At 64.4% G+C, this 12,676-nt stretch carries 14 protein-coding genes; 8 read left to right on the top strand and 6 right to left on the bottom strand.

The window, feature by feature from the left end; translation table 11 throughout:
- Nucleotides 1-139: 139 nt before the first annotated feature.
- The 3 genes from G8O24_RS23445 to G8O24_RS23435 all read right to left on the bottom strand — a co-directional run bounded on the left by G8O24_RS23445 (nucleotide 140) and on the right by G8O24_RS23435 (nucleotide 1,547).
- Nucleotides 140-361 carry an RNA-binding protein gene (locus tag G8O24_RS23445; RefSeq protein ID WP_188103439.1) on the bottom strand — a complete coding sequence of 74 codons (222 nt, stop codon included), beginning with the start codon at nucleotides 359-361 and terminating at the stop codon, nucleotides 140-142.
- On the bottom strand, nucleotides 358-870 hold the full coding sequence (locus tag G8O24_RS23440; protein ID WP_188103437.1) for a hypothetical protein: 513 nt from the start codon (nucleotides 868-870) through the stop codon (nucleotides 358-360). Before G8O24_RS23440 ends, G8O24_RS23445 begins: the two co-directional genes overlap by 4 nt.
- Before the next feature lie 491 nt (nucleotides 871-1,361).
- Complete coding sequence (locus G8O24_RS23435) at nucleotides 1,362-1,547, bottom strand: hypothetical protein (RefSeq protein ID WP_188103435.1); 186 nt, start codon at nucleotides 1,545-1,547, stop codon at nucleotides 1,362-1,364.
- A gap of 220 nt (nucleotides 1,548-1,767) precedes the next feature.
- Here G8O24_RS23435 and G8O24_RS23430 point away from each other — a divergent pair, with 220 nt between their 5' ends.
- The gene (locus G8O24_RS23430) at nucleotides 1,768-1,962 is read left to right on the top strand and encodes a hypothetical protein (RefSeq protein ID WP_188103433.1); all 195 of its coding nucleotides are present in this window, start codon (nucleotides 1,768-1,770) and stop codon (nucleotides 1,960-1,962) included.
- Nucleotides 1,963-2,168: 206 nt separating this feature from the next.
- Here the strand turns inward: G8O24_RS23430 and G8O24_RS23425 are convergent, their stop codons facing one another.
- Together G8O24_RS23425 and G8O24_RS23420 are read right to left on the bottom strand one after the other, a co-directional pair.
- Nucleotides 2,169-2,594, bottom strand: a complete 426-nt coding sequence (locus tag G8O24_RS23425) for a translational machinery protein (RefSeq protein ID WP_188103432.1) — start codon at nucleotides 2,592-2,594, stop codon at nucleotides 2,169-2,171.
- Between the two features lie 179 nt (nucleotides 2,595-2,773).
- Nucleotides 2,774-3,952 (bottom strand): OpgC domain-containing protein, encoded by a 1,179-nt coding sequence (locus G8O24_RS23420; protein WP_188103430.1) that lies wholly within the window; start codon nucleotides 3,950-3,952, stop codon nucleotides 2,774-2,776.
- A 260-nt stretch (nucleotides 3,953-4,212) separates the two neighbouring features.
- Here G8O24_RS23420 and G8O24_RS23415 point away from each other — a divergent pair, with 260 nt between their 5' ends.
- From G8O24_RS23415 to G8O24_RS23405, 3 genes are all read left to right on the top strand, one after another.
- Complete coding sequence (locus G8O24_RS23415; RefSeq protein ID WP_188103428.1) at nucleotides 4,213-4,518, top strand: ETC complex I subunit; 306 nt, start codon at nucleotides 4,213-4,215, stop codon at nucleotides 4,516-4,518.
- A 106-nt stretch (nucleotides 4,519-4,624) separates the two neighbouring features.
- Nucleotides 4,625-5,119: an Lrp/AsnC family transcriptional regulator gene (locus G8O24_RS23410; RefSeq protein ID WP_188103426.1), complete on the top strand. Its 495-nt coding sequence runs from the start codon at nucleotides 4,625-4,627 to the stop codon at nucleotides 5,117-5,119.
- 220 nt (nucleotides 5,120-5,339) lie between these two features.
- Nucleotides 5,340-5,627 carry a DUF3551 domain-containing protein gene (locus G8O24_RS23405; protein WP_188103425.1) on the top strand — a complete coding sequence of 96 codons (288 nt, stop codon included), beginning with the start codon at nucleotides 5,340-5,342 and terminating at the stop codon, nucleotides 5,625-5,627.
- A gap of 73 nt (nucleotides 5,628-5,700) precedes the next feature.
- Here the strand turns inward: G8O24_RS23405 and G8O24_RS23400 are convergent, their stop codons facing one another.
- Nucleotides 5,701-6,729, bottom strand: a complete 1,029-nt coding sequence (locus G8O24_RS23400) for an AraC family transcriptional regulator (RefSeq protein ID WP_188103423.1) — start codon at nucleotides 6,727-6,729, stop codon at nucleotides 5,701-5,703.
- 172 nt (nucleotides 6,730-6,901) lie between these two features.
- On the opposite strand from G8O24_RS23400, the gene G8O24_RS23395 reads away from it, so the two are divergent.
- Genes G8O24_RS23395 through G8O24_RS23380 form a run of 4 tightly spaced genes read left to right on the top strand, consistent with a single transcriptional unit; the run spans nucleotide 6,902 to nucleotide 12,586 of the window.
- On the top strand, nucleotides 6,902-8,029 hold the full coding sequence (locus G8O24_RS23395) for an isovaleryl-CoA dehydrogenase (RefSeq protein WP_283815582.1): 1,128 nt from the start codon (nucleotides 6,902-6,904) through the stop codon (nucleotides 8,027-8,029).
- 40 nt (nucleotides 8,030-8,069) lie between these two features.
- The gene (locus G8O24_RS23390) at nucleotides 8,070-9,674 is read left to right on the top strand and encodes a carboxyl transferase domain-containing protein (protein ID WP_188103420.1); all 1,605 of its coding nucleotides are present in this window, start codon (nucleotides 8,070-8,072) and stop codon (nucleotides 9,672-9,674) included.
- Nucleotides 9,675-9,678: 4 nt separating this feature from the next.
- Complete coding sequence (locus tag G8O24_RS23385) at nucleotides 9,679-11,673, top strand: acetyl/propionyl/methylcrotonyl-CoA carboxylase subunit alpha (RefSeq protein WP_188103418.1); 1,995 nt, start codon at nucleotides 9,679-9,681, stop codon at nucleotides 11,671-11,673.
- Between the two features lies 1 nt (nucleotide 11,674).
- Nucleotides 11,675-12,586, top strand: a complete 912-nt coding sequence (locus G8O24_RS23380) for a hydroxymethylglutaryl-CoA lyase (RefSeq protein WP_188103416.1) — start codon at nucleotides 11,675-11,677, stop codon at nucleotides 12,584-12,586.
- The last annotated feature ends 90 nt before the right edge of the window (nucleotides 12,587-12,676 follow it).

Here is a 12,676-nt window from a genome sequence, read left to right as displayed (position 1 = left end):
CTGTTGTCCCTCCACACGCAACTTCAACGATTTCCAACGCGTGGATCAACAGATTGCAATCCGTCGCGCCAACGCTTTGCAATCCGTCCCTCCAAATCTTTGCGAATGGGACGTAGACGTCGCTTACGGCGTATCGCAGCTAGAACAGCGCCCAGTTCGCCAGACGCCAGGCGAGCCAGCCGAGTGCGGAAATCCACCCCAGCATCGCGATCGCCGCGATGCCCAGCCAGCACAATGCAAACAGCGACATCCGGGGCGCTTCCGCCGCGGACAGTTTCTCGGCCGTGTCAATTTGGCTCACAGCATCCCCTTGGCCGACGGCCTGCTGTTCATTGGTCTGCGTTAGCTCGCGAAAATTCACCGGCCGCGCTCCAACTCACACGGACGTGAGACGAGGTGACTGCCGTTCATGGCGCGCAGCAGCCGACAGCGAGTTGCGGATGCCTTGCGCACAGACGGGAAGAAGCTGCAACGCGCGGCGGGACGATTGGTTGCCGTCCGGAAACAGAGATACATAGCGTGTCCGCACTTTTTCGCGCCTGCCGCGCCTGCTTCCTGCATCCCCCGCGTTGAAGGAACACCAGGGCAGAGCAATCCATGCCGCGCCCGCGAGCTCACTCCAGGAGAGGATTCCATGTCGGTCAGTGCGATTGCTTCTTCCACCGCGGCAGTGACCGCGACGCCGTCGAGCGCGACGACGTCGTCCCCCGCAACATCGGCGACATCCTCGACGTCCGCCACGTCCTCGACGTCAGCGGCCTCGTCGGCACAGTCGGCGGGCGGCAGCTCGGGATCCAGCGGTGGATCGAGCAAGACCGTCGTGAGCGAGGTTTCCATCACTGTCGATGGCGTCACGACCACGACGATCACGTATTCCGATGGCTCGACCGAGGTCGAGAAATCAGGGAGCGCGCAGAATAGCCAAGGCGGCCAAGGCGCCCAAGGGAGCCAGGCGGGACAGACCTATAATTCGCAGGGCGCGCTGAGCGCCAGCACCAGCGGTGCATCGGCCGCCGCCAGCGGCGTCTGAACGGTCATTCGCGCCCGAGCGGTCGGCCTTGCCCGGCACTGCCCGAGGCGACTCCGAGACCCCGGCGCTTGGTGCCGGTTCCTCGTGCGGTACCGTTTCCGCGCTGTTTTTTCCGGGATTCGAGCAAGTTAGGGGGCGCAGAATGACCAAAGATTCATCGAACCTTTGCGCGTCGCCGCCGACATATCAGCGTTGGGGATTTCAGCGCCCAATGCCTAACGGACGCCGCCAAGCGATGATACTGCGCTTGCGCGGCGTTGCGTTTTTGCGGGCTCAGGTCGAGGCGTGCCAACCCGCCGGAAACGGGATCAGCGGCCAGACCGGATGATTGTCATTGGCAGCCTTCGGCGGGCCGTCGTGGGTTGCTTTGGCAATCCGTGCCGGCGGCGGTGAAGACGTGGCGAGATGCAAACGTGAACATTGCAAATTCATGATCGGTGACCTGCGCAATCGGGTCTTTGAAATTCAGTCTGCGTTCGAAATCAGCCGGCACACCCTTCGCAATCGGCGTACCCATTCTCAAATTGCGCAAATATCTTAGAAAAGACAGGCGGGCGTTTCAACCGGCAAGGCGGCTGCCGGGCGGCGGGTAAGGTTGATCGGTTAGGTTAAATCCGAGCTGTCCTTGCGGCCATTTTGACGACTGGTATCAAACCGGTCCCAGCACGCGACGACGCCCTATCGGCGGCTCACACGACGTCACATTCGTCGCGGCATTTCGTTTCGCGCGAGTTGTCATGGCTTTCGATCTCACCTCGAAGACTCATCGCCAGCAGTCGAACTGGGCCGAGATCTGGCACCTCTGGACCGTCATCGTGCCGCGCCGCTCGATCAACGGGCAGCTCGTTTATGGCAAGGTCTGGCGCCGCCACGACGGGCGTGACTGGATCTACAAGAAGTTCACAGAGTATGACGGCGAGGCGGCGGCCTGAGTGGGGCTCGCGCTGAAACGCGACGCGATCAGGATGAATCGCCATCGCGCTTCAGGTCAGGTTCGGGCATGACGCGAACCGGTCGCCAGTTCGCTCAAAGACGCTCTAGAGCCTTTTCCGTTCCGATGGAATCGGAACGGGCCCTAGATTCTTGTTTTGACGCGTTTTCTTCACGCGAACCGGTAGCCACTTCGCGCGAAAACGCTCTAACCCGAGTGTCGTTCGCCCATTGCGGCTCCCGGCGTCTGAACGCGCGGCAGCGGCAGTTTGAAGTGACGCTTTGCGTAGGCGACGATTTCCTTGTCCGAGGGATGATCGGCCGCTTCCACCGCAGCAATCCGCTTGGCGAGATCGGGCGCATGGGCGCGAATGTGGCTGGCGAGCTCAGTCTTCGCGCCTGCCGGACCGATGATGAGGATTTCGCCGGCGTCAGTGAGAGCCTTGGTCACTTCGGCATAGAACGTCTTGTCGGGTGCGGCATGGCCGCTGCCGATCGCGTTGGCCTTGTGATGAAGATGCCGCGTCGCCAGCTGCGGATGCAGGGTGACTTCGTCGGAGCCGCTCAGGCCGAGATGGAAGATGCGGGCCTGCGAATGATCAATCCAGACCACGGCGTGAAAATGAGAGGGCATGGGCTTGGGCCTTGTCCGAGGAGGATGCCGCCGACATCGCGGCGGCGGATGTGTGCCAGGAACACTAGGCCGACCGGCGTCGCCCCCGGTTGACGCAGGTCAATCCGATCCCGGACCAGCCGGACCTCTCGCCATGGAAGCCGAACGCGCGCTTGAAACAGCGTAGCGTTCGGGGCGGCTCAGGCGGCCTTCGCGGCCGGCGGAGCTGCGGCCTTTGCCGGCGGCGGCTTCAGCGGCTTGTCCTGCCGCTTCGACCAGGAGATGTAGTAGGCCACTGTCGTCATGATCGCGATGCCGGCGACGGAGACGAACAGCTGTGCGAACAGCGAGCCCGAGCTCATCGACAGCTCGAAATGGCCGACGAAGGAGAGGAACACGCCGACGCAGAACACGGCGAGCGATTGCTGGCCGCAGACGATCAACGGATCGAAGATCTTCCATTCCAGGCCGGGCCAGTCCTTCGGCACGAAGCGGATCACCAGGATCACGATCACGACGAAATGGATGAAGCGATAGGGTGCAAGGTTGGTCTTGTCGTTCGGATTGAAGGCCGAGTACAGCCATTCCGGGAACATGCCGCCCAGCGTCGGAAAGCGACCGGCCATGGTCATCACCAGCGCGAAGGCAAGATAGCCGAGGCAGATCCACAGCGTGATCGGCGAATTGATCAGCGTCATCGAACGGCGCGCGCCGCCCATCGCGCACCAGGCGCCGAACACGAACAACACCTGCCAGCAATAGGGGTTGAAGTACCACTGGCCGGCCGGATAGGCGGTCAGGTTCAAGCCGTAGTGACGCGCGGTCAGCCACAGCACGATGGAGAGCACCATCGTCAGATCGGGCTTGCGCAGCATGAACCACAGCACCGGCGGAAACAGGCCCATCAGCACGATGTAAAGCGGCAGCACGTCGAGATTGAGCGGCTTGAAGCGCAGGAACAGGCCTTGACGCAACGTCTCGGTGGCGTTGTCGACGAGGCCGGCGACATTGAACTCGTTGATCATCTCGGAATCGCCGAAGCGCAACGCCAGATAGCTGATGGAGGCGATGTAGATCACGAACAGGATGATGTGGGCGACGTAGAGCTGCCAGACCCGCTTGGTCAGGCGGGTTGCTCCGACGATGAAGCCGCGTTCCAGCATCATCCGCGCATAGACGAAGGAGGCGGTGTAGCCGGAGATGAAGACGAACAGGTCGGCGGCATCGGAAAAGCCGTAATTGCGGGTCGTGATCCAGTTCACGACGTTGTCGGGGATGTGGTCGAGGAAGATCGCCCAGTTGGCGACACCGCGAAACAGGTCGAGCCTGAGGTCACGGCCCTTGTCGGGCAGCGTGGCGTTGATGTTCAGGAAGGCCATGCGACGGAAGCTCTCGAAGGGGACGGATAGGCTGAAGGCGGTGAGGCGGTGTGGCCGCCGGACGGGATTCCCGGGCGGAAGGCGGGTACGCAATTGTCACAGTGCAGCATAATGACTATACCCGTCGGTGAGGGACCCGGGAGGGGCCGGAATCACCGATTTGTTCCCGAAAGGTGTCTCTATACTATGCCCGCGGTTTCGACCAACCGCTACCGTGACGCATTCAAATCGAACGAAAAGACGAAGAGGCCGGACCGCCAATGACCGCACGCATTTTCAAGCCCGCCAAGAACGCGATGCAATCCGGCCGGTCCAAGACCAAGGAATGGCAGCTGGATTACGAGCCGGAGCAGCCGCGCGCGGTCGAGCCGCTGATGGGCTGGACCTCGTCCGGTGACATGAAGCAGCAGATCACCCTGCGCTTCCACACCAAGGAGGAGGCGGTCGCCTATTGCGAGCGCAAGGGCATCGCCTACCAGGTGATCGAGCCCAAGGAATCGCTCCACCGCCAGATCGCCTACGCTGACAATTTCTCCTTCCGCCGCGGCGAGCCCTGGACGCATTGAAGGCGCTGCCTTCGCCGGGCTCGCCGGAGAGCCTTTGCAGCCCCTTGGCACCCCTTCCGCCGCGTGCTTCGCTGGTCCGCATGACGGGACCATGACGAGGCAAGGGATGGCCGGGCGTGACCAGCTCGACGGCGTCGATCTAAAGATACTTTCTGAGCTGCAGCAGGACGGGCGCGTTCGCAACAACGAACTGGCGCTGCGCGTCGGCGTCTCGGCGCCGAACTGCCTGCGGCGGCTCAAATCGCTGTTCAGCCGCGGCGTGATCCGCGCCGTGCGCGCGGTCATCGACGAGCGGCTGCTGGGCTATGAGGTGGTGTCGTTCGTCTCGATCCAGCTCGGCAGCCAGGCCCAGCCGGTGCTCGAGGCGTTCGAGAACACGATCTCGGCGATCCCGCGCATCCAGCAGTGCTGGCGGATTTCGGGCGACACCGACTATCTGCTCAAATGCGTCGCCCCCAGCGTCGAGAGCATGCGCCAGCAGCTGCTGCACTTCGCCGCCATGCCCAACGTGAAGAACGTCCGCAGCTTTCCCGTGCTGGGCGTTGCGAAGGACATCCCGCTACCGGTGCCGGACGTCGCGGCGGTGACATCGGCGGGCTAGCGGCCGGCGCATGCCGCTCCATGACGGGAATTATACAATTTGGTGGTATTATATAGCTTAGTAAATCACATATCTAAGACATGTGATTTGCGAAGCCCTGCAATGCGCCGGGCCGTGATTGCCGGCATCCGTGCGCAGCCTACATCCGCGGTGTGAACCCTCAGCCTGCGTCGCATGCCGAGGACTCTTTCGTGGGACTCCCTAAGCAGGAAAAGACAACATGATCTCGACCTCGAAGACGTTCGTCGCCTCCGCTGCGACGCTGTTTGCATCTGCGTTCTTGATGATGACCGCGCCGGCTGCGAAGGCTGACGACTACTGCATTTCCAATGGCGCCCAGGCCGCTCACGGTTGCGGCTATCCGACCATGGAGGCCTGTCGTGCCGCGGCCGGCGGCATCGGCGGCTCGTGCTCGCAGGCTGGTGGTGCCTCGAAGACCAACGATGCGCTCGCGTTCCAGCCGAAGCAGAGCCAGACGCGCAGCAAGGCTCGTCCGACCTCGAACTGATCGAGGACCGGAGTTCTGGCGTCAACAATGCGGCCTCTGCGCCTGATCGCGGAGGCCGCACGCCTTTGCGGGCTCAGCGATACCGTCCGCGAAATTCGCGCGGGGATGCGCCCGTCCAGCTGCGGAAAGCGCGCGAAAAACTCTTCTCGTTGCGGAAGCCGGCGAGCTCCGCAATCCGCTTGATCGGGGTGCGGCCGCGCATCAGCTCCTGCTTGGCAAGCTCGAGCTTGGCCTCCTCCTTCAGATCGCGCAGCGAGGTGGCTTCCTCGCGCAGGCGGCGGTGCATGGTGCGGGTGGAGAGTGCGAGCTCGCTGGCGACGTCCTCCGCGCCCAGAATGCGGCCGCGCGCCTCGCGCAGCACGCGCCTGACGCGCTCGACCAGCAGACGATCGCGGCGATAGGGCAGCACGGTCAGGCGCAGCGCGCCCTTGAGCATGCTGTCCAGATCGGTCGCGCTGCGGGTGAGCGGCAGCGAGAGATAGTGCTTGTCGAAGACGATACGCGCCGTCTCCGCATCGAAGCGGACGTGCTTGCAAAAAATGGTCGGATAGACCGAGACGTGAATGGGCTCGGGATAGGGAAATTCTGCCGCACGAAGCGCGATCGCCGAATCCACCGCCCAACAGGAGAAACCCAGGACGTAGCGGAGCAGGGTGACGAGGCAGAATTCGCGGCAGTCGCCGAGATCGCGCTGCTCGCGAAGCGAGATGCTCGCGATCTCGCCGCTGACCGCGAGCTCGAACAGCACGTCCTCGGTCAGCAGCCGATGATGGCGGCACCACCGCTTCAGCGCGACCTCGAGCGTTGGCGCCGTGATCGAGGCGCGGCACAGCATGCCGTAGGTCCCCCACGGCAGCTTCCGCGAAAACCAGCCGAGCGCCTCGTCGTCGAGCTCGCGCATGGCGTGGCCCGCCAGGGCCTCGAACTGGGCCGCCGTGATCCGCCCGTCGCCCGATCCGGCGAGATCTTCGCAGACCTGCCCCTTACTGAGCGCCTCGGCGGGATCCCGCCCGTAGCGGGCATAGGCGGCGACCACACCGCGGACGAAGGCGGCGGGGGTCATGGCGCGGCGGGGCGTGGCGGTTGCAGCCTGGAAAGGCATCAGACATCCTTCCGGAAAATCCTCGCCAAACTTGGCGGAAAATGCAACCTTTTCGACCGCCACGGCGCCCGGGCGGGGGTAGGTTCGGGGCCGACAAAAACTTGCAGGATTCTTGGAGGAATCGCCTTTGAACATCCCGAGCATCGACTTCGACCTGGGCGAAGACATCGGCATGCTGCGCGACACGGTGCGCGCCTTCGTGGAAGCGGAGGTGGCGCCGCGCGCGGCCGAGGTCGAAAAGGCCAATTTGTTCCCGGCCGACCTGTGGAAGCGCTTCGGCGATCTCGGCCTGCTCGGCATGACCGCCCCGGAGCAATATGGCGGCTCCAACATGGGCTATCTCGCCCATGTCGTCGCGATGGAGGAAATTTCGCGCGGCTCGGCCGCGATCGGGCTGTCCTACGGCGCCCATTCCAACCTCTGCGTCAACCAGATCCGCCGCAATGGCAATGATGCCCAGCGGCAGCGTTATCTGCCGAAGCTGATCTCCGGCGAATATGTCGGCGCGCTCGCGATGTCCGAGCCTGGCGCCGGCTCCGACGTGGTCTCGATGAAGCTGCGCGCCGACAAGCGCGGCGACCGCTATGTGCTGAACGGCTCGAAAATGTGGATCACCAATGGCGGCGATGCCGACGTGCTCGTGGTCTACGCCAAGACCGATCCGGAGGCCGGCCCGCGCGGCATGACCGCCTTCCTGATCGAGAAGGGTTTCAAGGGCTTCACCCACGGCCAGCACCTCGACAAGCTCGGCATGCGCGGCTCCAACACCTATCCGCTGTTCTTCGACGAATGCGAGGTGCCGGAGGAGAACGTGCTCGGCAAGGTGGGCGAGGGCGTCAAGGTGCTGATGTCAGGCCTCGACTACGAGCGCGCGGTGCTCTCGGGCGGCCCGCTCGGCATCATGGCGGCCTGCATGGATGCGGTGGTACCCTACATGCACGAGCGCAAGCAGTTCGGCCAGCCGATCGGCGATTTCCAGCTGATGCAGGGCAAGCTCGCCGACATGTATTCGACCTGGCAGGCCACGCGCGCCTATGTCTATGCGGTGGGAAAGGCCTGCGACCGCGCCAACCACGCGCGCACGCTGCGCAAGGATGCGGCGGCCGCGATCCTCTATTCCGCAGAAAAGGCGACGTGGATGGCGGGAGAGGCGATCCAGGCGCTCGGCGGCGTCGGCTATACATCAGAGTTTCCGGTCGGCCGGCTCTGGCGCGACGCCAAGCTGTACGAGATCGGAGCGGGGACATCAGAAGTGCGGCGCATGCTGATCGGCCGCGAGCTGATGTCCGAGACGGCTTGAAACCTCAACGCAACCACGTCACCAGCAGCGCGGGACCTCAATGCCGCTCCATTCCAGCATCGATCCATCGTCATCGGATTTTACGCGTAACGCCGAGGCCATGCGCGGCCTCGTCGCGGATTTGCGCGAAAAACTCAGCCAGGTCGCCGGCGGTGGCGGCGAGGCCTCGCGCAATCGCCATACGTCGCGCGGGAAGATGCTGGCGCGCGAGCGCGTCGACCTCCTGGTCGACCCCGGCACGTCCTTTCTGGAGCTGTCGCCGCTGGCGGCCTACGGCCTCTATGGCGGCGACGTGCACTCGGCGAGCGTGGTCACCGGCGTCGGGCGCATCGCGGGCCGCGAATGCGTCATCGTCGCCAACGATGCCACCATCAAGGGCGGCACCTATTACCCGATGACCGTGAAGAAACATCTGCGCGCGCAGGACGTCGCGCGGCAGAACAACCTGCCTTGCGTCTACATGGTCGATTCCGGCGGCGCCTTCCTGCCGCTGCAGGACGAGATTTTTCCGGACGAACGGCATTTCGGCCGCATCTTCTACAACCAGGCACAGATGTCCTCACAAGGCATCCCGCAGATCGCGATCGTGATGGGCTCCTGCACCGCGGGCGGCGCCTATGTGCCTGCGATGTCGGACGAGAGCATCATCGTGCGCAATCAAGGCACCATCTTCCTCGGCGGCCCGCCGCTGGTGAAGGCGGCGACCGGCGAGGTCGTGAGCGCCGAGGAGCTTGGCGGCGCCGATGTGCATTCGCGGCAATCGGGCGTGACCGATCACTACGCCCAGAATGATGCGCACGCGATCGGCATCGCGCGGCGTATCGTCGGTACGCTGAAGCCGTCGGCGCGGCCGAACCTCAACATGCACAAGCCGCGGGATCCGCTGTTTGCGGCCGAGGAGATTTACGGCGTGGTACCGGTCGACGGCAGGAAGCCGTTCGACGTGCGCGACATCATCGCGCGTGTCGTCGACGGCTCCGAGTTCGACGAGTTCAAGAAGCTCTACGGCACGACGCTGGTGTGCGGCTTCGCCCATATCTGGGGCTATCCGGTCGGCATCATCGCCAACAACGGGATCCTGTTCAGCGAGAGCTCGCTGAAGGGCGCGCATTTCATCGAGCTGTGCTGCCAGCGCGGCATTCCGCTGGTGTTCCTGCAGAACATCACCGGCTTCATGGTCGGCAAGAAATACGAGGCCGGCGGCATCGCACGCGACGGCGCCAAGCTGGTGACCGCGGTTGCGACCGCCTCGGTGCCGAAATTCACCGTGGTGATCGGCGGCTCCTACGGCGCCGGCAATTACGGCATGTGCGGCCGCGCCTATTCGCCGCGCTTCCTCTGGATGTGGCCGAACGCGCGCATCTCGGTGATGGGCGGCGAGCAGGCCTCGATGGTGCTGAGCCAGGTCCGCCGCGACAATATCGAGGCCAAGGGCGACAGCTGGTCGAAAGAGGAGGAAGACAAATTCCGCAAGCCGATCCGCGACCAATATGAAAGTCAGGGACATCCTTACTATGCGACCGCGCGCCTGTGGGACGACGGCGTGATCGACCCGGCCGACACCCGCCTCGTGCTCGGCCTAGGCTTGTCGGCGGCGTCGAACGCGCCGATCGAGCCGACGAAGTTCGGCCTGTTCAGGATGTGATGCGATGGACCGCTCAAAGCTCTACCGCCGTTTTCGCACCCTCCTGATCGCCAACCGCGGCGAGATCGCCTGCCGCGTCATCCGCACCGCGCGTGCCATGGGACTGCGTACCGTCGCCGTTTATTCCGAGGCCGACCGTGACGCCATGCACGTCGCACTTGCGGACGAGGCCGTGCTGCTCGGGCCGGCGCGAGCCCGCGACAGCTATCTCAATGTCGAGCGCCTGGTCGAGGCCGCGAAGAAGACCGGGGCTGAAGCCGTGCATCCCGGTTACGGCTTTCTGTCGGAGAATGCCGAATTCGCGCAGGCCTGTTATGACGCAGGCCTCGTCTTCGTCGGCCCGACCGCCGCGATGATGAACGCGATGGGCTCGAAGTCGGGCTCGAAGGCGCTGATGGAGAAGGCCGGCGTTCCGCTGGTGCCAGGCTATCACGGCGATGCCCAGGACGATGCGACGCTGGCGAAGGCGGCCGAGAAGGTCGGTTTCCCGGTGCTGGTGAAGGCCTCCGCCGGCGGCGGCGGCCGCGGCATGCGCATCGTGCGCTCGGCGGCCGAGCTTGGACCGGCAATCGTCAGCGCCAAACGCGAGGCCAAGGCGGCGTTCGGCGACGACCGCATGCTGATCGAGAAATATGTCGACAATCCCCGGCATATCGAGGTGCAGATCATCGGGGACAGCCACGGCAATCTGCTGTCGCTGTTCGAGCGCGAATGCACCTTGCAGCGGCGACACCAGAAGGTGATCGAGGAGGCGCCGTCGCCGACGCTCAACGCGGCCCAGCGCGAAACCGTCTGCGCCGCCGCACGAAAAGCGGCCGGCGCGGTGAACTATGTCGGCGCCGGCACGATCGAGTTCGTCTCCGACGGCAAGGACGTGTTCTTCATCGAGATGAACACGCGCCTCCAAGTCGAGCATCCCGTGACCGAGCTGATCACGGGCATCGACCTCGTCGAATGGCAGTTGCGCGTCGCCTTCGGCGAGGCGCTGCCGCTGAAACAGGACGAGATCAAGCTCGACGGCTGCGCCGTGGAAGCGCGCGTCTATGCGGAGAATCCGACCAAGAATTTCATGCCGTCAGTCGGCAGGATCTCGACCTGGCGGCTCCCGGCGGAGACCGGAGGCCTGCGCATCGACGCCGGCTATCGCGAGGGCGACAGCGTCTCGCCGCATTACGACGCCATGCTGGCCAAGATGATCGCATGGGCACCGACGCGCGATGTTGCGATCGATCGTCTCAACCGCGGCCTGGAAGACTCCGACGTTCGCGGCATCGTCACCAACATCCCGTTCCTCTCGGCGCTGATCACACACCCGAAGGTGCGGGCTAATGCGATCGACACCGGCTTCATCGAGCGCGAGCTCGCGGTTCTGACCTCGGCCTCGCCGGCGCCCGGCGAGCTCGAGCTTTGCGCCGCAGTCGCCGCCATCGTCAATGACGAGCGGCAGGCGGATACGAGCTCACCGTGGCAGACCTTTGGCTGGCAGCCGGTCGGCCGCCGCCGGCGCAACTTCGCGTTTCGTGTTGGCCATGGTCCTGAGCAGAAGATCGCGCTGAACTACGGCAGCGGACCATCGACGCTCGTGATCGGCGAGCGCGAGCTGGCGTTCGCGATTGCGCCGAAGCATGGCGGCTTCGACCTGACGCTGGACGGCGTCAAATCGTCGGTCGCCGCCGTGATCGACGGTCATGAGCTGTATTTGCGCACGCGCAACGGCCGCTTCGAGCTGCACTGGGTCGATCCGTTCGGCGGCGAGACCGAGGAACAAACCGGCGCGGACAAGATCGCGGCCCCCTTGCCGGGCACGGTCGTCGCCGTGCTGGCCGAGGAGGGCGCCAAGCTGGAGAAGGGCGCACCGATCCTCACCCTGGAGGTGATGAAGATGGAGCAGACGTTACGTGCTCCCTATGCGGGTGTGCTGAAGTCCATCAAATGCAAGGTCGGCGACATCGTGCAGGAAGGCATCGAGCTCGCCGTGGTCGAGGCTTCCGGGGAGTGACATGAGCGATCCTGTCCGCATCATCGAGATGGGGCCGCGCGATGGCCTCCAGAACGAGAAGACGCCGGTCAGCGTCGAGGCCCGCATTGCCTTCATCGAGGCGCTGGTTGCCGCCGGACTTGATACGGTCGAGGTCGGTGCCTTCGTCTCGCCCAAGGCGATCCCACAGATGGCAAGCTCGGACGCCGTGCTGCGCGGAGTCGCCCACGTCAGGGACGCCGAATTCCATGTCCTGGTGCCGAACGAGAAGGGCTATGACGCCGCGCGCGCCGCCGGCGCCAAAGTGGTCTCTGTGTTCGCGGCGGCCTCGGAGGGGTTTTCGCGCGCCAACATCAACTGCACGGTTGCGGAGTCCATCGAGCGGTTCAAGCCGGTGCTGGCGCGCGCCAGGGACGACGGCGTCAAGGTGCGCGGCTATGTCTCCTGCGTGTTGGGCTGTCCCTTTGACGGCGAGATCAAGCCGAAGGCGGTGGCCGATCTCGCCAAGGCGCTGTGGGAGCTCGGCTGCTACGAGATCTCTCTCGGCGACACCATCGGTGTCGGCACGCCTGATAAGGCCAAGGAGATGCTGCGCGCGGTGGCCGTCAACGTTCCGTCTGCAAGGCTCGCGATGCATTTCCACGACACCTACGGTCAGGCGCTCGCCAATCTCTATGCCGGCCTGGAAGAGGGCGTCCGCGTGATCGACGCTGCCGCTGGTGGCCTTGGCGGCTGTCCCTACGCGCCGGGCGCGACGGGTAATGTCGCGACGGAGGATGTCGTCTACATGCTCGAGGGCATGGGCGTGAGGACCGGCGTCGACATGGAGAAGCTGCTGGCGGCAACCAACGCGATGAGCGTCGTGCTGGGCAAGCCGCCGGTGAGCCGGGTGGCGACGGCGTTGAATGCGAAGAAGAGGCGGGCGGCATCCTAATTCTCTGTCATTGCGAGCGCAGCGAAGCAATCCAGAGTCTTCCCGCAGAGACGGTCTGGATTGCTTCGTCGCAAGAGCTCCTCGCAATGA

Origin of the sequence: Bradyrhizobium campsiandrae (genome assembly GCF_014529705.1) — a bacterium.
Lineage (GTDB): Bacteria > Pseudomonadota > Alphaproteobacteria > Rhizobiales > Xanthobacteraceae > Bradyrhizobium > Bradyrhizobium campsiandrae.
This window is presented reverse-complemented; position numbering and strand designations above follow the sequence as displayed.